This is a genomic window from Actinokineospora fastidiosa, from assembly GCF_014648415.1.
In the GTDB taxonomy this organism is placed as follows: Bacteria; Actinomycetota; Actinomycetes; order Mycobacteriales; family Pseudonocardiaceae; genus Actinokineospora; species Actinokineospora fastidiosa.
The window spans coordinates 1,424,267-1,444,138 of the sequence record NZ_BMRB01000001.1 but is presented as its reverse complement, the minus strand read 5'-3'; the positions used below and the strand labels follow the sequence as shown (position 1 = coordinate 1,444,138).

Sequence of the window (19,872 nt, the reverse complement as noted above, 5' to 3'; positions counted from 1 at the left end):
GATACTCAGCGCAGCCAGCGCGCGGCCTCGGTGGCCCAGTAGGTGAGCACCAGGTCCGCGCCAGCGCGGCGGATCGACACCAGCGTCTCCATGACGGCCCGCCGCCGGTCCAGCCAGCCCTTGGCCGCGGCCGCCTCGATCATCGCGTACTCGCCGGACACCTGGTAGGCCGCGACCGGCACGTCGGACATCTCCCGCACGGCGCGGATGACGTCGAGGTAGGCCAGCGCGGGCTTGACCATCACCAGGTCGGCGCCCTCCCGCAGGTCGAGCGCGGTCTCCCGCAGCGACTCCCGCACGTTGGCCGGGTCCTGCTGGTAGGTGAGGCGGTCGCCGGTCAGCGTGGACTCGACGGCCTCGCGGAACGGGCCGAAGAAGGCGGAGGCGTACTTGGCGGAGTAGGCGAGGATCCCGGTGTCGATCAACCCGGCCGCGTCCAGCGCCTCCCGCACGACGCCGACCTGCCCGTCCATCATCCCGCTGGGCCCGAGCAGGTGCGCCCCGGCCTCGGCCTGTGCGACGGCCATCTGGGCGTAGATCGACAGCGTGGCGTCGTTGTCGACCCGCCCGTCGTCGTCGAGGACTCCGCAATGGCCGTGGTCGGTGAACTCGTCGAGGCACAGGTCCGACATCAGGACGGTGTCGTCGCCGAGCTCACCCCGCAGGTCCCGCAGCGCGGCGTTGAGGATCCCGTCCGGGTCGACGCCCCCGGACCCGACCGCGTCCTTGGTGGTGGGCACGCCGAACAGCATGATCCCGCCCACCCCGGCCTGAACGGCCTCGACCGCCGCCTTCCGCAACGAGTCCCGACTGTGCTGCACAACCCCGGGCATACTCGAAACGGCGACCGGCTCGGTGGCGCCTTCCTTGACGAACATCGGCAGGATCAGCTGACGCGGCGCCACCTCGGTCTCGGCCACCATGCGCCGCATGGCCGCCGTCCCCCGAAGCCTGCGCGGCCGATGGCTGGGAAACATCGTCTCATTCTATCGGCGACAGCCAGCTCCCCGACCCCACCCCACCGTGCCCTCCCCCACGCTGCGAGAGGGAAGGAAGGAAGGAAGAAGGAAAGGAGGAAGGAAGCCCGACAGGAGCGCGAACGAAAGCCAGAACCACAGCAGAAGTGGAGCCAGAGCGCTAGCGGGAACGAAGGGGATGCAGGGCGACCACCCACCCAACGCGACACGCCCCACCAGCACTGTCCGATGGGGTGGACCCGCATTCGTGGGGAGCGAAGCGTCGCTACCCTCGCTCGGGCGTGGACGGCTTGGCCGCTCCGCCCTTCTCCACGCCCGCGACGCTTCGCTTAGGGGCCCCGCGAATGCGGGTCCACCCCATCGGACCAACAAAGCAAATCGCGTTCTCTAATGGCGTCCCATCAACAATGACGCCCCACGAACACGCCAAACGCCCGCCACCACAAGGTGACGGGCGAGGCGAGCACAATCAGCGCCGGGCGCGCTTAGTCTTCCGAGGCGGCGGGAGCGCACCCTCCGCACGCAAGCGCGCCGCATGCTCGGCGAGCGCGTCCACCAGCGCAGGCACGGTCGCGTGCTCAGGCTGCACGTCCACCCGCAGCCCGAACTCCTTCGCCGTCTCCGCCGTCTTCGGGCCGATGCAGGCCACCAGGGTCCGCGCGTGCGGCTTGCCCGCGATGCCGACCAGGTTCCGCACCGTCGACGACGAGGTGAAGCAGACCGCGTCGAAGCCGCCGGTCTTGATCATCTCGCGGGTCTCGGCGGGCGGCGGGGCGGCGCGGACGGTGCGGTAGGCCGTCACGTCGTCGATCTCCCAGCCGCGCTCGCGCAGGCCTGCCGCCAGGGTCTCGGTGGCGATGTCGGCGCGGGGCAGCAGGACGCGCTCCACCGGGTCGAGGATGTCGTCGTACGGCGGGAAGTCGGCCAGCAGGCCCTCGGACGACTGCTCGCCCGACGGCACCAGCTCCGGGTTGATGCCGAAGCCGCGCACGCGCTCCGCGGTCGCCTCGCCGACGCAGGCGATCTTGACGCCGGAGAAGGCGCGGGCGTCCAGGCCGAACTCGGCGAACTTCTCCCACACGGCGCGCACCGCGTTGGTCGAGGTGAACACGACCCACTGGTAGCGGCCGTCCACCAGGCCCTTGACCGCCCGCTCCATCTGGGCGGGCGAGCGCGGCGGCTCCACCGAGATCGTCGGGACCTCCGACGGGATGGCGCCGTGCAGGTGCAGGCGCTCGCTCATCTCCCCGGCCTGGTCCTTCGTCCTCGGCACCAGCACCCGCCAGCCGTACAGCGCGCGGGACTCCCACCAGGACAGCTTCGCGCGCGCGCCGACGACGGCGCCCACGGTCACCACCAGCTGGCCGGACATCTCGCCCGCGTCCGCTGCCAGCGACGCCAGGGTCGTGTCGATCGTGCGCTGGCTGGTCGCCGTGCCCTCGGCGGTGACCGCGACCGGGGTCTGCGCGGCGAGGCCGTGCTCGACCAGCGCCGAGGCGGCCTCGGCCAGGTGCGACGCCGTGGCGTGCAGGACGATCGGGCCGGGCGCGCCTGCCAGGCCCGCCCAGTCGATGTCGCCGCGCACGTCGACCTCGGTGTGCGTGGAGCCGAGCGCGATGCCCGCGTAGGCGGGCACCGCCGTCGCCGGGGAGACCCCGGGCACGACGTCGAAGGCGACGCTGGTCTTGGCCACCGCCTGGGCCTCGGCCACCACCGCGGAATGGGTCAGCGGGTCGCCGGAGACCAGCCGGACGACGACGCGTCCGGCCTTGGCCTCGGCGGCGAGGTCCTTGGCGACGTCGCCGGGGTCGCCCACCGCGGGGCGGACCTCGGCGTCGGCGCGGGTGCAGGCGAGCACGCCCGCGGGTACGTCGGGATCGGTCACCACCAGTTCGGCGCGGTCGAGCAGCTCCCTGGCGCGCACGGTCAGCAGTCCGGCGTCACCGGGTCCGGAGCCCACGAACGCGACGCGGCCGGGGGACTTGCGGGCACGGGTGGTCATGTCAGGCCACTTCCTCATCAACTACTGCTCGGGGCCGGAAAGCACCCCGGCGCCGAGTTCCAGCAGCTCGGCGGCCACCGCGCGGCCGAGCTGGCATGCATCGGTCAGGTCCCCCGTGGCCGAGGCGCGCAGGATGTCCACCGGCCCGGTGATCGGGTCGGTGTCCGGCGCGTGCACGGCGGCGACCCCGCGCAGCGACAGGCGCATGACCACCTTGTCGTCGGCGTCGAGGTCCTCCACCACATCGGCGAGCGCCCCGACGGGCGCGCTGCAGCCTGCCTCGAGCGCGGCCAGCAGCGCGCGCTCCGCGGCCGCGGCCGCCCGCGTCCCCTCGTCGTCCACAGTGGAGCGAAGCAGGTGCTCGGTGTCGACGTCGTCGACCCGGCACTCGATCGCCAGCGCGCCCTGGGCGGGCGCGGGCAGCATCTGGATCGGGTCCAGCGTCTCGGTGATCTCGTCGAGCCTGCCCAGCCGGGCCAGTCCCGCTCGGGCCAGCACGACGGCGTCCAGCTCGCCGTCGCGCACCTTCCTGACCCGGGTGTCCACGTTGCCGCGGATCGGCACGACCGTCAGGCCGAGGCCGAGCGCGTGCAGCTGCGCGGCCCGCCGGGGCGAGCCGGTGCCGACGGTGGACCCGGGCGGCAGCTCGCCCAGGGTCAGCCCGTCGCGGGCGATGAGCGCGTCGCGCGGGTCCTCCCGCCGCGACACCGCGGCCAGCGAGAGCCTCGGGTCCGGCGTGGTCGGCAGGTCCTTGTAGGAGTGCACGGCCACGTCGACGCTGCCGTCGGCGAGCGCGTCGCGCAGCGCCGAGGTGAACACGCCGATGCCGATCTGGGCGATCGGGGCGTCCGACAGGTCGCCGGGCGTGGCGATGGTGACGATCTCGACCCGCGCGCCCGCCTTCTCCAGGGCGTCGGCGATCGTGCCGGTCTGCGCGACCGCCAGGGCGCTGCCCCGGGTTCCGATGCGAAGTGTCCTCATGATGAGCGGCCGTCCACAGTAGATTCGGCGGCGGTGAGGGCGGCGGGCGCGGCGGGGTCGAGCCCGAACAGCTCGCGCAGCGCGTCGGCGTACCCGGTGCCGTCGGGCCCGGACGCCAGCTCCTTGACCCGCACCGTCGGGGTGTGCAGCAGTTTGTCGACCACCCGGCGCACGGTGCGGGCGAGCTCGCCGCGGACCGTATCGTCCAGTTCGGGCAGTCGGGTGTCCAGGCGCAGCAGCTCGGCGTCGACGACCTCGGCCGCCCGCCTGCGCAGCGCCGTCACCGTGGGGGTGACCGCGGCCGAGCGCTGCGCGGCCAGGTAGGCGCGCACCTCCTCGGCCACCATCTCGTGGGCCCGGCGGGTGTCCAGGCCGCTGGGCGCCTCGGCCAGCCGCCGCTGCAGGCTCTCCAGGTCGACAAGGCGCACGCCGGGCACGTCGCCGACGCCGTCCTCGACGTCGCGGGGCAGCCCGAGGTCGCACACGACGAGCGGGCGGGTGCGGGGGGCGACGTGGGAGGCGAGCACGACCGCGCCCATGGCCCCGGTGCAGGCGACCACGAGGTCGGCCCGCGCGATCTGGGCGGCGAGGTCGTCCATGCCGACGGCGGAGGCGGGCGCGCCCTGCTCGGACAGCGCGGCGGCCAGCCGCATGCCGTTGGCCCGCGTGCGGTTGGCCACGGCGATCGAGCCGATGGCGGCCCGCCGCAGCGCGGCGGCGGCGAGCCCGCCCATGGAGCCCGCGCCGACGATCAGCGCGTGCCGTCCGGCCAGGCCGTCGAGCACGCGGTCGGCGTCGGCCAGCGCCTCGCTGACCACGGACGCGCCCGCGGCGTCGAGGCCGGTGTCGGAGTGCACGCGCTTGCCGATGCGCAGCGCCTGCTGGGTCAGCTCGTGCAGCGCGCGGCCGACGGTCCCGGCCTCGCCCGCCGCCTGGTAGGCCTGCCGGACCTGTCCGAGGATCTGCGCCTCGCCGACGACCATCGAGTCCAGGCCCGCGGCGACGGTGAACAGGTGCTGGGCCGCCGCGGCGGCGTAGTGCACGTAGAGGTGGTCGTGCAGGTCGGTGGCGGCGAGCCCGGAATGCCGGGACAGCACGCCGACGACGTCGGCGAGACCGGCGTGGAACGCCTCGACCACGGCGTAGACCTCGACCCGGTTGCACGTCGAGACCAGCATGGCCTCGGTGACCGCCGGGCACTCGATCAGCTCGCCGAGCAGCTTGGGCACGTCCGGGGCCGACACGGCGACCTGTTCGAGCACGCGCAGGTCCGCGGTCCGGTGCGACATGCCGATGGCGAGGATGCTCACGAGACCACCATCCCATCCACCCGCCCATTGAGGCTCGCGCTAGCGGGCGCCGGTCCGTCTGCCCTGCGGGCCACGTGGAAGGACAGGACCTGCAGCTCGACGGCGAGGTCGACCTTGCGGACCTCGACGTGGTCGGGCACCTGCAGGACCACCGGGGCGAAGTTGAGGATGCACTGCACGCCCGCGGCGACCAGCCGGTCGCAGACGCCCTGCGCGGCGGGCGGCGGGGTGGCGATGACCCCGATGGAGACCTCGCGCTCGGCGCAGACGCGGGTGATGTCGTCGATGTGGTCGACCGGGATGCCGCCGACCGGGACGCCGATGAGGTCGGCGTCGATGTCGAACAGGGCGCTCACCGGGAAGCCCCGGCCGGGGAAGCCGCCGTAGTTGGCCAGCGCGTGGCCGAGGTTGCCGATGCCGACCACCGCGACGCTGTGCTTGCGGGTCAGGCCGAGGATCCGCTCGATCTCCTCGATGAGCACCGCGACCTCGTAGCCGACGCCCCGGGTGCCGTAGGAGCCGATGTAGGACAGGTCCTTGCGCAGCTTGGCCGAGTTGACCCCGGCGGCCACCGCGAGCTCCTCGCTGGATACCGTGCCCGCGCCCTGCTCCTGCAGCCCGGACAGGACCCGCAGGTAGACGGCGAGCCGGGCGACGGCGGCCTCGGGGATGGCGCGGGCGCGCTCACGGGCCGCGGGCACCTCGGCCACCCTCGGGATGGGAGCGGTGACCTCGGCGGCGTTCGGGGCGGCCGGGCCGACCCCGTTCCGCTGGCCTCGCTGTGCCGCCACGCTGCTACTCCTCGACAGACATGTCACCGGGTTGTCACCACGGTACCGCTTGTGAACGTGTGCACAAAGTCAGTGGTAGAGGGCTTGACACACACCACACTCTGCGCGGCGGGGTGCGACCGGGGCCACTTTCGGCGTGCCGTGGTGCGGACGCGCGGAAGCGGGGCGGGACGTGGGTCCCACCCCGCTTCCGTCGGCGTCCGGTCAGGCCGCCGGGGGCGTCATGACGGTGTCGATCACGAACACGGTGGCGTTCGCGGTCGGGATGTTGCCGCAGAGCACCTTGGCGCCGTTCACGGTCATGGTGTCGCCCTCGCCCTCGATCTTCAGCGCGGGCGCGGAGTCGTTCAGCGACTGCACGGTGCCCGCCTCCCGCAGGCCCTCGGCGTCGTAGCGCTGCGGGACGACGTGGAACTGCAGGATCGGGGCGAGCTGGTCGGGCTTGCCTGCCAGCTCCTGGAACTTCGCGTCGCCGAGCGCGGCGAAGGCCGGGTCGGCCGGGGCGAACACCGTCAGCGCCTCGGCGCTGTTGAGGGTGTCGGCCAGGCCGTCCACGGCGCCGACGGCGGCGACGAGCTTGGTCAGCAGCGGGTTGGTGCTCGCGGCGGTGGCGACCGGCTGCGGGCCCATCGCGTCGAGGCTGCCGGGCTCGCCCTCGGCGGGCAGCTGGGAGCAGGCCGGGCCGAAGGTGTCATCGGGGGTGGTCACGCCCTGGGCCATGGCCTCGGTGGTGGTCATGGGCGCGGCCATCGTGGTGGTGGTCGGGGCGGCGGCGTCGCCGCCGGTCGAGGGCTCCTCGCTGTTGCTGCACGCGCTGAGCGCGAACGCGGCGGCGGCGACGGCGGCCAGCGCGGGAACCAGCTTGGTGTTCACCAGGGATCACTCCGTTCCGATTGGACTCTCATCGGTACTTCGGAGCCGCCTGCCCGGCGGTTGGGTCCTCGTTCGGGTGAATCAGGAGACGGTGAACAGGATCGAGTGCCACCCGGTCGCGCCGTCGGGGATCGGCGGCACGCGCTCCTCGGCCTGGGTGTGCCCGCTGGCGTCGGTCGCGCGGACCTCGGCGCGGTGGTTGCCCGGCGGCAGGTCGACGACGAGCCGCCACATCCGCCAGGTCTGGTCGTTGACCTCGGCGGCGAGCTCGGCGGCCCGCCACACGCCGCCGTCGACGCGCACCTCGACCGTCTCGACGCCGACGGTCTGCGCCCACGCGACGCCCGCGATCGTGACCTTCCCGGCAGGCAGGTTCTGGAACGCGCGGGGAGCGTCGATGCGCGACTGCGTCTTGATGGGCGCCTCCTTGGCCCAGCCGCGGTCCTGCCAGTAGAACGTCTTCTCGCCGTCGCGGATCAGCTCCAGGTCCACGACCCACTTCGTCGCCGAGACGTAGCCGTAGAGGCCGGGGACGACCACGCGCGCGGGGAACCCGTGCTCGACCGGCAGCGGCTCGCCGTTCATGCCGATGGCCAGCAGCGCGCCGCGTTCCTCGGACATCATGTCGGCGACGGGTGTTGCCGTGGTCCAACCGTCCACACTGGTCGCGTAGACCTGACCTGCCTCGGGCCGCACCCCGGCCTCCGCCAGCAGCTCCCGCATGGGCACGCCCGTGAAGGCCGCGGTGGAGATCAGGTCGCCGCCGACCTCATTGGACACGCAGGTCATGGTGACGACCCGCTCGACCAGCTCGCGCCCGGCGATGTCGGCGAAGTCCAGCTCCAGCTCGGTGTCCACCAGGCCGTGGATGCGCAGCGCCCAGTCCTCGGCCCTGAGCCGCGGGACGGTCAGCGCGGTGTCGATGCGGTAGAACCGGCTGTTCGGCGTGATGAAGGTGGGCGTGCCCGCCGAGGAGAAGTCGGCGGTCGCGGGCACGGGCGGCGCGGGCCGGTCGGGCACGATCGGGCCGACGGCCCGCCTGGACGCCTCGATGTCGACCCGGGTGCCGAGGACCTGCCCGGCGATGGCCGCCAGGCCGAACCCCGCGGCCACGCCGCCGGAGGTGATGAGGAACCTCCGCCGGTCGAGGGTGGTGTCCACGCCGTCCGCCGCGTCCATCGCCAGCCGGTGCAGCCACCGGAAGACCGCCGCGCCGACGACGAAGGTCGTCAGCGGCGCGAGCACGGCGAGCTGGCCGAGGTCGGGCCGGAACAGCACGGCCGCCACCGCGACCGCGCCGAGGACGACCGCCACCACGACCCCGGGGACAGCCGAGCGCCGCGACAGCAGCCCGGCGGCGACGGCGAACCCGGCGATCCCGACGGCGATGCCGGCGAACAGCAGCTTCTTGTCCCACTCCGGGCCGAACTGCTTGCCGAACTCGGTCAGCCACGGCGGCGACAGGTCCACCATGCTGTTGCTGACAGCCAGGTAGGGCGAGGCGTTGATGCCGACGAACGCGGCCACGAGGTGACCGGCGGCCAGCGCGGCCCCCACGCTCAGCACCCCGATGAGCGCGGCGGTCGGCCTGCGCAGGCGAGTCTCCATACGTCCTATTCGACGCCCGCCCGCCGCCGGGTTGGTAGTTACGGAGCGAGGACGGCGCGCAGCCGGTCCTCCTCGACCCGCCAGTACCCGTGCTCGGCCCCGTCGACCAGGATCACCGGCACCCGGTCGCCGTACTCGGCGCGCAGCTCGGGGTCGCCGTCGACGTCCACGGCCGCCCACTCCACACCCAGCTCGCCGCAGATGCGGGCGACATCGGCCTCGGCCGTCACGCAGGACGGGCACCCGGCCCTGGTCATCACCTCGACACGCACACCGGCAACGCTACCCGCGCAGTCCCGCGCGGCGGAGCTTGCCGGTGACCGAGTGCGGCAGCCCCTCGGCGAACTCGACCACCGCGGGCACCTTGAACCGGGCGAGCCGCTCGGCGCAGTGGGCGCGCACGGCGTCCTCGTCGACCGCCTCGCCGGGGCGCGGCACGACGACGACCTTGACCCGCTCGCCCGCGCGCTCGTCCGGGACGCCCACCGCGGCGACCTCGGCGACCGACGGCAGCTCGGCGACCACCTGCTCCACCTCGTGCGGGTAGACGTTGAAGCCGTTGACGATGATGAGGTCGCCCGCGCGGTCCACCAGGTGCAGGTCGCCGTCGGCGTCGAGGTAGCCGACGTCGCCGGTGCGGAACCAGCCCTCGGCGTCGGGGCCGTGGGCGCCGTCGGGCCAGTAGCCGCTGAACAGGTTGGGGCCCTGCGCGGCGACCAGGCCGGTGTCGGCGTCGTCGGCGTAGTCGACGGCGATGGACTCGTCGTCCGGCGCGCCGCCGATGGGCGTGCCGTCGCTGTCGACCAGCCGGATCCGCACCCCGGGGATGGGCCTGCCGACCGATCCGGGCTTGGCCAGGCCGCCGACCAGCGTGGACGTGAGCACCGGCCCGGTCTCGGTGAGCCCGTAGCCCTCGAAGACCGACAGGCCGGTCTCGGCGCGGAAGAGGGCCAGCGTGCGGGCGTCGAGCGGGGCCGCGCCCGAGGTGCACAGCCGCAGCGTGGCCAGCGCCTCGCCGAGCCGGTCCGCGCCCGCCGCCGTCAGCGCCGTGTACATCGCGGGCACCCCGATGAACACCGTCACGCGGTGGCGCTCGCACAGCTCAAGCACGGGGTCGACGGCGAACCTGTCGACCAGCACGGCCGTGGCGCCGGTCGCGGCGACCTGCCACAGCCCGGACAGCCCGTACGCGTGCGACATGGGGATCGACAGCAGCACGCGGTCGGTGGCGGTGACCGGCGCGGGCCGCAGCCGGGCGAGCTGCGCGGCGTTGGCCAGCAGCGCCCGGTGGGACAGCATCGCCCCGCGCGGCTCCCCGCCGGTGCCGGAGGTGTAGGCGATGACGGCCAGGTCCTCCCCGCCGCCGATCGGCTCGACCGGCTCGACCGGGTCGGCGGAGCCCAGGGCGTGGTCCAGGACGGTCACGCCGGGGAGGTCGCCGAAGCCGAGGGTGGCGCCGCTGTGCGCGATCAGGCGCTCCAGCTCGCGCGGCGCGGCGTCGGTGCCGATGGGCACGGCGACGCCGCCCGCGCGGAGGATCCCGAAGACGGCGACGGCGAACGCCGCGCCCGTCGGCAGCCGCAGGGCCACCCGGTCGCCGGGGCGCAGGCCCGCGTCGAGCAGCCCGCGCGCGCACGCGTCCACCGCGGCGTCCACCTGCCGCCAAGTGAGTGATACCGAGGCCGAGGCATCGATAAGGGCGGCATGAAGAGGTACTTTCGCGCTCGCCTCCGCGACCGGGTCGGCGAGATTGCCGGTGGGCAGTCCATCCATCGTTTCGTCCCTCAGCACGTCATCGAGTCACAAGGAGATCGCGAAAGACGATCACAGTGTGGCACGCGTCACCCGCGTCACGATGAACTGGCTACCGCGTCACAACCCCGAGGCCTCACACTTGTCACACCTACTTAGAAGTAACAACACGTAAGCTCCGAACCCGGACCCCGTCGAGGAGAGTGCGCCTGTCCGATGACCCGCCAGACGCGCCCGTCGCAGGCTTCGGCCGTGCCGCTGGCCCGATCCGCCCCGGATCGGGCCCCTGACGTGCGCGAACCCGAGCCGGAGCAGGGCGACGCCTGGGACCTGGTCCGGGCGGCGCAGGGCGGCGACACGGTCGCCTTCGGCAGCCTCTACGACCGCTACGTCGACATCGTCTTCCGGTACGTGCTGTTCCGCGTGGGCGACCGCGAGCTGGCCGAGGATGTCACCAGCGAGACCTTCTTACGCGCGCTGCGGAGGATCACCAGCGTCAGCTACCAGGGCCGGGACGTGGGCGCGTGGTTCGTGACCATCGCCCGCAACCTCGTGCTCGACCACGTCAAGTCCAGCCGGTTCCGGCTGGAGGTGGCCACCCCGGAGATCCGCGACTCCGAGCGGGTGGAGGCCGGTCCCGAGCAGCAGGTGATGTCCAAGGTCACCCGCGACGCGCTGCTGGCCTGCGTCGACCAGCTCGGCGACGACCAGCGCGAATGCATCGTGCTGCGCTTCCTGCAGGGCCTGACGGTCGCCGAGACCGCCAGGGTGATGAACCGCAACGAGGGCGCGGTGAAGGCGCTGCAGCACCGGGCGGTGCGGCGGCTGGCGCAACTGCTGCCCACCGAGATCAGATAGCGGCGGCCGACCGATACCGTCATCGCCGTAACCCCGGGTGCGCGAAGCTCGTTTTCACTGGGCGGGAACGACACGAGTCGGAGTGGGATGGTGCGGAGCGACGGCAGAGGGCAGCGCGAACCGGGCGGTGGCGAGCCGTCCGAGGACGCCGTCCGCGCGCTGCTCGCGGAACTGGCCCCGTTGACCGCGCCCGACGCCGCCGAGCGCTCGCGCATGCGGGAACGGGTCCTCGCTGGCTTAGCCAAGCCCACGCCGTCGCCGCGCGCCCCGTCCCCGCGACCGCCGCGCGCCGGGCGGGCCCCGCGCGGACGCCGCACAGCAGGGGTCGCCACCCGGCCCGCCGACGAGCCGAGAACGGGATTCGGCGCGCGCGGGCGCTTCGCCGTGGCCGCCGTCGCCGTGCTGGCCCTGGTGTTCTCCCTGGCCGGGATGAGCCTGCTGCTGGCCCGCGACGCCCTGCCCGGCGACCCGCTGTACGGGATCAAGCGCACCGGCGAGGCCGCCTCGCTCGGCCTGACCTTCGGCGACGAGGACCGCGCGTTCAAGCACCTGGAGTTCGCCACCGCCCGGGTCACCGAGCTGGAGACGCTGGCCCGCCGCTACGCCGACCCGGCCGACGCGCCGCTGCGGTCGTACCTGGCGTCGCTGACCGACTTCAACCACGACGCCGCCGCGGGCTCGCGCTCGCTGACCGCGATCGCCGTGGTCGCCGACGGCGCGCTGCTGCGCACCCTGGGCGAGTGGGCGGAGGTCCAGCGCCTGCGGCTGGGCGCGCTGCCGGTGCCCGTCGACGCCGTCGCGCCGCGCGCGGTGTCGATCGCGCTGCTGGAGCGGATCGCCACCAGGGCGGGCACGCTGTCGGCGCGGATGTCCTGCACCCAGGTCACCTCCGGCGGCGTCGACGACGTGGGCGCGCTGCCCGCCACCTCGCCGTGCGTGCCCGCGCCGACGCCGGGGACGACCGCCACGACCTCGGCGCCGAGCGCCCCGGCCCCCACCGGCCATCCCGGACGGACCCTCGGCGGGCCGACCACGCCCGGCGGGCCCGAGCCCACGGCTCCCTCCGGGACGATCGCGCCGTCCGCGCCGTCGGTCCCGCTCAGCACGACCCCGGACGGCACGACGACGGTGGACCCCAACCCGCCGCTGCCGCTGCCGACCATCGGCGTCCCGGCGCTGGTGCCCGGGCTGGGGGCGCGGTAGCCCGGTCCACTTCCCCAGCGGGCCTGCCTGCCGAATCGCTACGCTGTTTCCAATTGCCGAGTCTTGGGAACTCGCCGGAGCAGGGAGGCCGCGGTGTCGTCGCTGAGGCGTGGGGAGGAACGCCGGGAGCTGGCGCGGCTGGCCGAGGAGGCGGGCCAGGCCAGCGCGGAGGCGGCGGTCTCGCTGGAGCGGGTCGACACCGTCGACACCCCGATCGACCTCACCGCCGCCGCGTTCTTCGACGTCGACAACACCATGATGATGGGCGCGTCGATCTTCCACTTCGCCCGCGGCCTGGCCGCGCGCAAGTTCTTCACCAACGCCGACCTCGCCCGCTTCGCCTGGCAGCAGATGATGTTCCGGGTCGGCGGCAAGGAGAGCGTCGAGGGCATCCGCAACCACCGCGAGCAGGCGCTGTCCTTTGTGGCCGGACACTCGGTGGCCGAGCTGGCCGAGCTCGGCGAGGAGATCTACGACGAGCTCATGGCCGACCGGATCTGGCCGGGCACCCGGGCGCTGGCCCAGATGCACCTCGACGCGGGCCAGCGGGTCTGGCTGGTCACCGCGACCCCGGTCGAGCTGGCCACGATCATCGCCCGCCGCCTCGGCCTGACCGGCGCGCTGGGCACCGTCGCCGAGAGCGTCGACGGCGTCTTCACCGGCAAGCTCGTCGGCGAGATGCTGCACGGCCCGGCGAAGGCCCACGCGGTCCGCTCCCTGGCCGCGCGGGAGGGGCTGGACCTGCGCCGCTGCACGGCCTACTCCGACTCGGCCAACGACGTGCCGATGCTGTCGGTCGTCGGCACGGCCGTCGCGGTCAACCCCGACGGCGCGCTGCGCGACGCCGCCCGCAAACGCGGCTGGGAGATCCGCGACTTCCGCACCGGCCGCAAGGCGGCGAAGATCGGCGTCCCGTCGGTCCTCGGCGCCGGGGCGGTGGCGGGCGCGGTGGCCGCGGGCCTGGCGTACCGGCGGCGGACGGCCTGATGAACCAGGCGGCGCTGGCGTCCCGGCTGGCGTTCTACCGAGCCGTCACCTGGGGCCTGGCCGTCAGCGGCGACCGACTGACCCGCCTCACCGCGCCCCCGTGGCGCGCCGACCCGTACCGGACGTACGCGGACCTGCGCTCGGGCCCCGCCGTGTACCGCAGCCGGGCAGGCATGGCGGTGGTCTCCACGCACGAGCCGAGGTGGCGCCCAACCACAGTTATCCGCGGCCTACGCAATCTTCGCTTACAAACCCTGTAAAGCAACGCAACCACCCACACACGCAACACGCGTGACGCTTCTGTCCGATGGAGTGGACTCGCATTCGTGGGGAGCGAAGCGGTGCTACCCTCGCTCGGGCGTGGACGGCTTCGCCGCTCCGCCCTTTGTTCACGCCCGCGCCGCTTCGCTTAGGGGCCCCGCGAATGCGAGTTCACTCCATCGGACACCACCAAAGCAACTCGCGAACCACCCACGCCCCCGCCTGCCGCCCTACGACGCCTTGCTCCTGCCAAGGTGTGCGCCTGGGGCGCGCCAGACCCCAAGATAGCGCGATGTGATTCTTGGGCGTCCGATGGGGTGAACCCGCATTCGCGGGGCCCCTAAGAAAAGCGGCGCGGCGCGGATTAGGGGCGGAGCGGCGAAGCCGTCCGCGCCGAGAAAGGGTAGCACCGCTTTTCTCCCCACGAATGCGGGTTCACCCCATCGGACATTTGAGTGGGGCGACTTGCGTTGGGTGGGCGGTTGGCTGCGCTTCTTTTGAACATGTTTGAACCTATTTTGGACAAATACGCCGCAGCGCCCGTCCCCTGGGGGGCGGGCGCTGCGGTGTGTACTGCTTGTACTGCCTACTTCTTCAGCTTGCGACGCTGGACACGCGTCTTGCGCAGCAGCTTGCGGTGCTTCTTCTTCGACATGCGCTTGCGGCGCTTCTTGATGACTGAGCCCATGGGCGTCCTTAGCTGTCGTCGTGGGTGGAACGGGTGCCGGGCGCTGAAGGTGCGGGCACGTCACCGACGCGCGCCAAGACACCAGGCACAACGGACGTCCAGGGTACCCGGTTGGCCTCGGCGGGCGTCATCCGGCGTCGAAGTAGGCCTTCTCCAGGTAGTCGTGGACCGCCTTCTCCGGCACCCGGAACGACTTGCCGACCCGCACCGCGGGGAGCTCGCCGCCGTGGACCAGGCGGTAGACGGTCATCTTGGAGACCCGCATCATCGTGGCGACCTCGGCCACCGTCAGGAACTGGACCGGCGCGATGGCCGGATCTCGCTTGTTCGCAGACATCATGGTTCACCGCGTCCTTAACCACGCGTCGCGCCGTCGGCTTCCCCACCGGCGGTTTCGACACGCACGTGCTCTCCCGAGGGTAGCGGGACACCTGTGACCAGTGCGACGCCGCGGGCCGCTAAACCCGCAACTTGCAGCCGGTTGGGTCAGTCGGCGTCGTGGGGCTGGCCCAGCTCGCGGGAGCGGTCGCGGGCGGCCTCGATGGCCGCGAGCAGGGCGGCGCGCACGCCGTGGCGCTCCAGCTCGCGGATGGCCATGATCGTGGTCCCCGCTGGCGAGGTGACGGCCTCGCGCAGGGTCACCGGGTGCTCGCCGGTCTCGGCCAGCATCGCGGCCGCGCCGACGGCGGACTGGACGATGAGCTTCTCGGCGACCGCGCGCGGCAGGCCGAGCAGGATGCCCGCGTCGATCATGGCCTCGACCAGGAAGAAGAAGTACGCCGGGCCGGAACCCGACAGCGCGGTGACCGCGTCCTGCTGCGATTCCGGCACCCTGGCGACCTTGCCGACCGCGCTCAGCAGCTCCTCCACGATCGCCAGGTGCTCGGGACCGGCGTGGCGGCCCGGCGAGATGGCGCTCATGGCCTCGCCGACGAGCATCGGCGTGTTGGGCATGACCCGCACCACCGGCACGCCGTGCGGCAGCCTGCGCTCGAACAGGGCCGTCGGCAGGCCCGCGCAGAGCGACACCACGAGGGTCTCCGGGCCCACCACGCCCGCCAGGTCGTCCAGCAGCGGGTCGATGTCCTGCGGCTTGACGGCGACCACCAGCACGTCGGCCGTCTTGGCCGCCGTGGGCACGTCGGCCGAGCGGATGCCGTAGGTGGCGGTCAGCTCGGCGGCGCGCTCGGCGTGGCGTTCGGTGAACAGCAGGTCGTCGGCGCTGCGCCCGGCGTGCAGGAGACCCGAGAGCAGGGCCTCGCCGATCTTTCCCGCGCCGAGCACAGCCACAGTCGTCATGGCGTAAGGCTAATGGCACGGCACGTCGCCGGGCCGTGCCGGTCCCGCGGTCACGCCATGGCCGAAAGCGCCAGCTGACGGGCCTGGCAGACCAGGCGGCCGGTCGCGTCGACGACGGTCGCGTCCGCGTCGAACCACATGCCGTGCACGGCCCGGGACTCGACCTGGATGCGCAGCCAGCCCGGCGCGGGGCGCGAGCGCAGGTGGGCGGTCAGCTGCACGGTCGGCGACCAGCCCAGCCTGCCCAGGTTGAACGTGACCGGCATCGAGATGTCCCCGGCCACCAGCGCGAACAGCGGGTCGGCGTGCTCTCCCCTCGGCCGGGCCCACAGGCGCAGGCGCAACGGGTCGCCGACGTGGCCGTGCAGGAAGCCCGCGCCGTTCGGGTCCAGCCGGACGTCGCAGCCCGCGGTCAGCTTGAACACCGACGCCGAGGGCAGCGTGGCCAGGTCCACCGCGTTGCCGGGCGGCTCGGCCGGCTGGTTCGGCAGGTCGCTCCAGGCCGCCCGCTCGCGCGGGAGCCTGCCCGTGGTCACCATCGCCTCGACGCACGGGCCGCCGCTCTGTTCCAAGTGGACGGAGACGACGGTGGTGCGGCGGCCCGCCTTGCGCACGTCGGTGCGCAGCAGGACCGGGCCGACGCCGGGCGGGCGCAGGAACTGCGCGCTCACCGACAGCGGGTCCACCAGCGGCGCGCCCGCGCTGTGCGCGGCCACCGCCGCCCTGGCCATCAGGGCCAGCAGGAATCCGCCGTGCGGACGCCCCCCAACCGTCCAGGACGCGGGCAGGTCGGCGGTGAACGTGCCGTCCCCTAGCGCCCGCACCCTGGTCGCCGCGGCGAACGCTCCTCCGGCGGGCGCCTGCCCGCCCACCCGCACGTCGCCGGGTCCAGCAGCACTACTCATGGGCCACAGCCTGCCACGCCCAGTGGCCGGGTTTGGCTTTGCAGGGGCCGAAAGCGACCTCAGTTCCGGCTGGCGAGCGCACGCAGGAAGAACATCATGTTCGCGGGCCGCTCGGCCAGCCGCCGCATCAGGTAGCCGTACCACTCGCCGCCGTAGGGCACGTACACCCGCACGGTGTGGCCCAGTTGCGCCAGACGGAGCTGCTCCTCGGGGCGGATGCCGTACAGCATCTGGAACTCGAAGGACCCCGGCTTGCGGCCGTGGGCCTCCGCGCGCTCGGTGATGATCCGCACCATGCGCGGGTCGTGCGTGGCGAACATGGGGTACCCGTCGCCCGACAGCAGGGCGTTGACGCAGCGGACGTAGCTGAGGTCGGTCTCCAGGCCCGCGGCGAACGCGACGGTCTCCGGCTCGGCGTAGGCGCCCTTGCACAGCCGCACCCGCGAGCCCGACGACGCGAGGTCCTGGACGTCATCGAGGGTCCGGTGCAGGTACGACTGGAGCACCGCGCCCACCCACGGCCACGTGCCGCGCAGCTCGCGGAGGATGCGCAGGGTGGAGTCCGTGGTGGTGTGGTCCTCCATGTCCAGCGTCACCGTGGTCCCGGCCGCCTCGGCGGCGCGGCAGACGCGCTGCGCGTTGGCCAGCGCCAGGTCCTCGTCGAGGAGCTGGCCGACGGCGGAGAGCTTGACGCTGACCTCGGCGCGGTCGCTCAGGCCCTCGGCGTGCAGCCGGGCGAGCAGGTCCTCGTACGCGCGGACGGTGTACTCGGCCAGTGCGGCGTCGGTCGTGTCCTCGCCCAGGTAGTCGAGGGTGACGGCGAGCCCGTCGGCGACGAGGCGCCGGGTCACGGCGACGGCGTCGGCGGTGGTCTCGCCCGCGACGAAGCGGCGCACAACGTCCCGGCTCACGGGCGCGGTGGCGACCGCGTTGCGGATGGCCCCGTTCTTGGCGGCGGCCAGGATGATCGAACGCAAGGGGTTCACGAGCGAAGGGTACGACCACCCCGTTCCCGGTTGCCGATCCCCTATGGGTTCATCCTACGTTTATGGGCCAGATGGACCCGGGCGAAGCGCAGCGCCTCGGCCAGATCCCTGAGCCGTTCGGCCGCCGTGCGGGCCCGTCGGGTGTTCACTTCCAGCACGACCTGCCCGCCGAACCCCGTCGCGGCCAGGGTCTGGAGCACGCGGGCGCACGGCTGGGCGCCGCGCCCGGGCACCAGGTGCTCGTCCTTGGCCACCCCGGTCCCGTCCGCCAGGTGCAGGTGCGTCAGGCCCGCGCCCATCCGCTCGGCCAGGCCGACGGCGTCCACCCCAGCGGCGGCGGTGTGCGACAGGTCCAGCGTGTAGTGCCGGTGGCCGACGACGGTGGGGTCGGTGGACGGCCGGAAGGCCGACACGACCGCGCGCCCCCTGCGCACCGGAAACATGTTCTCGACCGCGACCGCGATCCCCGTCGCGTCCTCCAGCGACGCCACCAGGTCCGGGAAGGCGTCGGCGTAGCGGCGCTGCCAGCGGAACGGCGGGTGCACCACGACCGTCCGCGCGCCCAGCTCCTGGGCGGCCTCCACCGACCGGCGCAGCCGCGTCTCCGGGTCCGGCGACCACACCCGCTGGGTGATCAGCAGGCACGGCGCGTGCACGGCCAGCACGGGCACCCCGGTGCGATCGACCTGGCGGCGCAGCGCGGCCACGTCCTGGCTCAGCGGATCGGCCCAGACCATGACCTCGACGCCGTCGTAGCCCAGCTCGGCCGCGGTGGTGAACCCGGTGGCCGCCGACCGCGGCCACACGGACGCGGTCGAGAGCCCGACCGGGATCGGCGTCACTGCCCGATGATCAGCAGCGCGGCCGGGGAGACGGTGACGACCAGCCCCACCAGCACGGCCAGGATCGTGGTGTTGAGGTCGTCGGCGCGGCGGATCTTGCGGACGATGAACACCAGCCCCGCGATGACCAGCACCGCGAGGACCAGCGCCGCCACCGGCTGGAAGCCCCACAGCCAGTTGAAGCCCAGCCACACCGCCGCGCCGCCCACCACGCCCAGCGCGAGCTGGCCGATCATCGTCAGCCACGCCTTGGCGGGCGAGACCTCCTCGTCGGGCTCGGCGTCCTCGGTGAGGCCGTCGAGGTCGGAGAAGCCGTCCAGCTCCTCATCCTCGACCGGGGAGTCCAGGTCGTCGTGGGCGGTGTAGCCGTCGAAGCGGCGGGCGGCCTTGTCGTCGAAGGCGTCGTGCTCCTCGAGGAACTCCGGCGGCGGGGCCTGCGGGTCGATCTCGGTCTGCGCGGAGTCGCCGGGGAAGTCCCCCGGCCGCACGGGCCGGTTGACCTCGGTCGGCTGCGCGATCGGCGGCACCGGCGCTGGCGGCTTCGGCAGCTGCTGCGACGGCTGCGGGAACGGCTTGGCCAGCTGCTGCGACGGCTGCGGGCCCGGGAGCGGCTGGGCGGGCAGCGGGAGCTGCTGCGACGGCTGCGGCAGCGGGAGCTGCTGGGAGGGCTGCGGCAGGGGCGGCTGCTGCGACGGCTGCGGCTTCGGCAGCGGCTGGGACGGCTGCTTGGGCTTGGGCAGCGGCTGCGAGGGCTGCGGCGGGATCGGCTTGGGCGCCCGCTGCGGCATGCGCGAGGTGCCCGGCGCGCGCCGGGGCAGCGACGGGCCCCGGCCGTTGGGCGGCAGGTCGGCCTGCGGCTCCTCGTCGAGGTCGTCGAGCGCGGGGATGGCCCGCTGGGTGCCCTCCAGCGCCGCGGCGATGCGGCGCGGCGGCCCGGCGGGCGGCTCCGGGCGCGCGGGCGGCTCGGGGCGGCGCTCCGGGGGCAGCGGGCGCGGCGCGGCCTCGGCCGCGGGCTCGTCGGGCTGCCTGCGGCGGCGCGCCGACGGCGGCACCCTGGGCAGCTGCTCGGTCATCGGCTCGGGCGGGTCGTGCCGGGGGCCGCGGCGCGGCGGCTGCTCGGCCGACGGCGGCTGCGGCTGTGCGGGCGGCGGCTGCGGCGCGGGCGGCTGCGCGGGCGGCGGGGCGGCCCGGCGGCCCGCCCGGCCCTGGCGGTGCGACGTGCGGGCGGGCGGCTCCTGGTCCTCCCGGATGACCGGCAGCTCGCCGCTGTCGGACATGACGCGCTCGATGATCGCCTGGGGGGCGGTATCCGACACGTCGTCCGGCCTGCGGCGTCGCCGCCTGGGCGCGCCGCCTTCCGAGCTGTTGCCGTATTTGGCCAACAGCTCGGCCACGGTGCGCTGCTGCGTGCGCTCCGACCCGCCTTCGTGACTCATCCACTCCACCGTGCCCCGTGTGGGCCCATCCGTCCAGTGCGCGCACGGCCAACGGACGGCCACGCGCGGGCAGCGGCGAACGCTACTTCACCGCCCATGCCGAGGTGACAGTC

The 19,872-nt window shown here is 73.7% G+C and carries 20 protein-coding genes; 4 read left to right on the top strand and 16 right to left on the bottom strand.

The window, feature by feature from the left end; all coding sequences use genetic code 11:
- Positions 1-5: 5 nt before the first annotated feature.
- The 9 genes from hemB to IEY98_RS06855 all read right to left on the bottom strand — a co-directional run bounded on the left by hemB (position 6) and on the right by IEY98_RS06855 (position 10,315).
- The gene (gene hemB / locus IEY98_RS06895; RefSeq protein ID WP_189209384.1) at positions 6-977 is read right to left on the bottom strand and encodes a porphobilinogen synthase; all 972 of its coding nucleotides are present in this window, start codon (positions 975-977) and stop codon (positions 6-8) included.
- A gap of 469 nt (positions 978-1,446) precedes the next feature.
- A complete protein-coding gene (locus IEY98_RS06890) occupies positions 1,447-2,979 on the bottom strand; it encodes a bifunctional uroporphyrinogen-III C-methyltransferase/uroporphyrinogen-III synthase (RefSeq protein ID WP_189209383.1) in 1,533 nt (510 codons plus the stop codon).
- Between the two features lie 21 nt (positions 2,980-3,000).
- Positions 3,001-3,963, bottom strand: coding sequence for a hydroxymethylbilane synthase (gene hemC / locus IEY98_RS06885; RefSeq protein ID WP_189210108.1), 963 nt, complete (start codon positions 3,961-3,963; stop codon positions 3,001-3,003).
- A complete protein-coding gene (locus IEY98_RS06880; RefSeq protein ID WP_189209382.1) occupies positions 3,957-5,270 on the bottom strand; it encodes a glutamyl-tRNA reductase in 1,314 nt (437 codons plus the stop codon). Before IEY98_RS06880 ends, hemC begins: the two co-directional genes overlap by 7 nt.
- Positions 5,267-6,061 carry a redox-sensing transcriptional repressor Rex gene (locus IEY98_RS06875; RefSeq protein ID WP_189209381.1) on the bottom strand — a complete coding sequence of 265 codons (795 nt, stop codon included), beginning with the start codon at positions 6,059-6,061 and terminating at the stop codon, positions 5,267-5,269. Before IEY98_RS06875 ends, IEY98_RS06880 begins: the two co-directional genes overlap by 4 nt.
- Positions 6,062-6,265: 204 nt before the next feature.
- Positions 6,266-6,934: a fasciclin domain-containing protein gene (locus IEY98_RS06870; RefSeq protein WP_229786647.1), complete on the bottom strand. Its 669-nt coding sequence runs from the start codon at positions 6,932-6,934 to the stop codon at positions 6,266-6,268.
- An 81-nt stretch (positions 6,935-7,015) separates the two neighbouring features.
- Complete coding sequence (locus tag IEY98_RS06865) at positions 7,016-8,542, bottom strand: molybdopterin-dependent oxidoreductase (protein WP_189209380.1); 1,527 nt, start codon at positions 8,540-8,542, stop codon at positions 7,016-7,018.
- A gap of 38 nt (positions 8,543-8,580) precedes the next feature.
- A complete protein-coding gene (locus tag IEY98_RS06860; protein WP_189210106.1) occupies positions 8,581-8,799 on the bottom strand; it encodes a glutaredoxin family protein in 219 nt (72 codons plus the stop codon).
- A gap of 25 nt (positions 8,800-8,824) precedes the next feature.
- Positions 8,825-10,315: an AMP-binding protein gene (locus IEY98_RS06855; protein WP_189209379.1), complete on the bottom strand. Its 1,491-nt coding sequence runs from the start codon at positions 10,313-10,315 to the stop codon at positions 8,825-8,827.
- 195 nt (positions 10,316-10,510) lie between these two features.
- Here IEY98_RS06855 and IEY98_RS06850 point away from each other — a divergent pair, with 195 nt between their 5' ends.
- From IEY98_RS06850 to IEY98_RS06835, 4 genes are all read left to right on the top strand, one after another.
- Positions 10,511-11,152, top strand: coding sequence for a sigma-70 family RNA polymerase sigma factor (locus IEY98_RS06850; protein WP_189209378.1), 642 nt, complete (start codon positions 10,511-10,513; stop codon positions 11,150-11,152).
- Positions 11,153-11,242: 90 nt separating this feature from the next.
- Positions 11,243-12,355 carry a DUF5667 domain-containing protein gene (locus IEY98_RS06845; protein WP_189209377.1) on the top strand — a complete coding sequence of 371 codons (1,113 nt, stop codon included), beginning with the start codon at positions 11,243-11,245 and terminating at the stop codon, positions 12,353-12,355.
- A gap of 93 nt (positions 12,356-12,448) precedes the next feature.
- Positions 12,449-13,342 (top strand): HAD family hydrolase, encoded by an 894-nt coding sequence (locus IEY98_RS06840; protein WP_189209376.1) that lies wholly within the window; start codon positions 12,449-12,451, stop codon positions 13,340-13,342.
- Positions 13,342-13,602, top strand: a complete 261-nt coding sequence (locus tag IEY98_RS06835; RefSeq protein WP_189209375.1) for a hypothetical protein — start codon at positions 13,342-13,344, stop codon at positions 13,600-13,602. Before IEY98_RS06840 ends, IEY98_RS06835 begins: the two co-directional genes overlap by 1 nt.
- Before the next feature lie 587 nt (positions 13,603-14,189).
- On the opposite strand, the gene IEY98_RS06830 is transcribed toward IEY98_RS06835, so the two are convergent.
- The 7 genes from IEY98_RS06830 to IEY98_RS06800 form a co-directional block, all read right to left on the bottom strand.
- The gene (locus IEY98_RS06830; protein ID WP_018684825.1) at positions 14,190-14,291 is read right to left on the bottom strand and encodes a 30S ribosomal protein bS22; all 102 of its coding nucleotides are present in this window, start codon (positions 14,289-14,291) and stop codon (positions 14,190-14,192) included.
- Between the two features lie 127 nt (positions 14,292-14,418).
- On the bottom strand, positions 14,419-14,628 hold the full coding sequence (locus IEY98_RS06825; RefSeq protein WP_189209374.1) for a helix-turn-helix domain-containing protein: 210 nt from the start codon (positions 14,626-14,628) through the stop codon (positions 14,419-14,421).
- Positions 14,629-14,777: 149 nt separating this feature from the next.
- Complete coding sequence (proC, locus tag IEY98_RS06820; protein ID WP_189209373.1) at positions 14,778-15,590, bottom strand: pyrroline-5-carboxylate reductase; 813 nt, start codon at positions 15,588-15,590, stop codon at positions 14,778-14,780.
- 50 nt (positions 15,591-15,640) lie between these two features.
- Positions 15,641-16,495, bottom strand: coding sequence for a thioesterase family protein (locus IEY98_RS06815; protein WP_189209372.1), 855 nt, complete (start codon positions 16,493-16,495; stop codon positions 15,641-15,643).
- A 59-nt stretch (positions 16,496-16,554) separates the two neighbouring features.
- Positions 16,555-17,481 (bottom strand): proline dehydrogenase family protein, encoded by a 927-nt coding sequence (locus tag IEY98_RS06810; RefSeq protein ID WP_189209371.1) that lies wholly within the window; start codon positions 17,479-17,481, stop codon positions 16,555-16,557.
- 41 nt (positions 17,482-17,522) lie between these two features.
- On the bottom strand, positions 17,523-18,323 hold the full coding sequence (locus IEY98_RS06805; protein ID WP_189209370.1) for a sugar phosphate isomerase/epimerase family protein: 801 nt from the start codon (positions 18,321-18,323) through the stop codon (positions 17,523-17,525).
- A complete protein-coding gene (locus IEY98_RS06800; RefSeq protein WP_189209369.1) occupies positions 18,320-19,759 on the bottom strand; it encodes an Rv0497 family membrane protein in 1,440 nt (479 codons plus the stop codon). The genes IEY98_RS06805 and IEY98_RS06800 overlap by 4 nt, the downstream gene beginning before the upstream one ends.
- Between the last annotated feature and the right edge of the window lie 113 nt (positions 19,760-19,872).

What these genes read in the sequence shown, in the direction of transcription:
- hemB (WP_189209384.1), bottom strand. Translation starts at nt 977, where the DNA reads ATGTTTCCCAGCCATCGGCCGCGCAGGCTTCGGGGGACGGCGGCCATG.
- IEY98_RS06890 (WP_189209383.1), bottom strand. Translation starts at nt 2,979, where the DNA reads ATGACCACCCGTGCCCGCAAGTCCCCCGGCCGCGTCGCGTTCGTGGGC.
- IEY98_RS06865 (WP_189209380.1), bottom strand. Translation starts at nt 8,542, where the DNA reads ATGGAGACTCGCCTGCGCAGGCCGACCGCCGCGCTCATCGGGGTGCTG.
- IEY98_RS06860 (WP_189210106.1), bottom strand. Translation starts at nt 8,799, where the DNA reads ATGACCAGGGCCGGGTGCCCGTCCTGCGTGACGGCCGAGGCCGATGTC.
- IEY98_RS06855 (WP_189209379.1), bottom strand. Translation starts at nt 10,315, where the DNA reads ATGGATGGACTGCCCACCGGCAATCTCGCCGACCCGGTCGCGGAGGCG.
- IEY98_RS06850 (WP_189209378.1), top strand. Translation starts at nt 10,511, where the DNA reads ATGACCCGCCAGACGCGCCCGTCGCAGGCTTCGGCCGTGCCGCTGGCC.
- IEY98_RS06835 (WP_189209375.1), top strand. Translation starts at nt 13,342, where the DNA reads ATGAACCAGGCGGCGCTGGCGTCCCGGCTGGCGTTCTACCGAGCCGTC.
- IEY98_RS06830 (WP_018684825.1), bottom strand. Translation starts at nt 14,291, where the DNA reads ATGGGCTCAGTCATCAAGAAGCGCCGCAAGCGCATGTCGAAGAAGAAG.
- IEY98_RS06825 (WP_189209374.1), bottom strand. Translation starts at nt 14,628, where the DNA reads ATGTCTGCGAACAAGCGAGATCCGGCCATCGCGCCGGTCCAGTTCCTG.
- proC (WP_189209373.1), bottom strand. Translation starts at nt 15,590, where the DNA reads ATGACGACTGTGGCTGTGCTCGGCGCGGGAAAGATCGGCGAGGCCCTG.
- IEY98_RS06815 (WP_189209372.1), bottom strand. Translation starts at nt 16,495, where the DNA reads ATGAGTAGTGCTGCTGGACCCGGCGACGTGCGGGTGGGCGGGCAGGCG.
- IEY98_RS06800 (WP_189209369.1), bottom strand. Translation starts at nt 19,759, where the DNA reads ATGAGTCACGAAGGCGGGTCGGAGCGCACGCAGCAGCGCACCGTGGCC.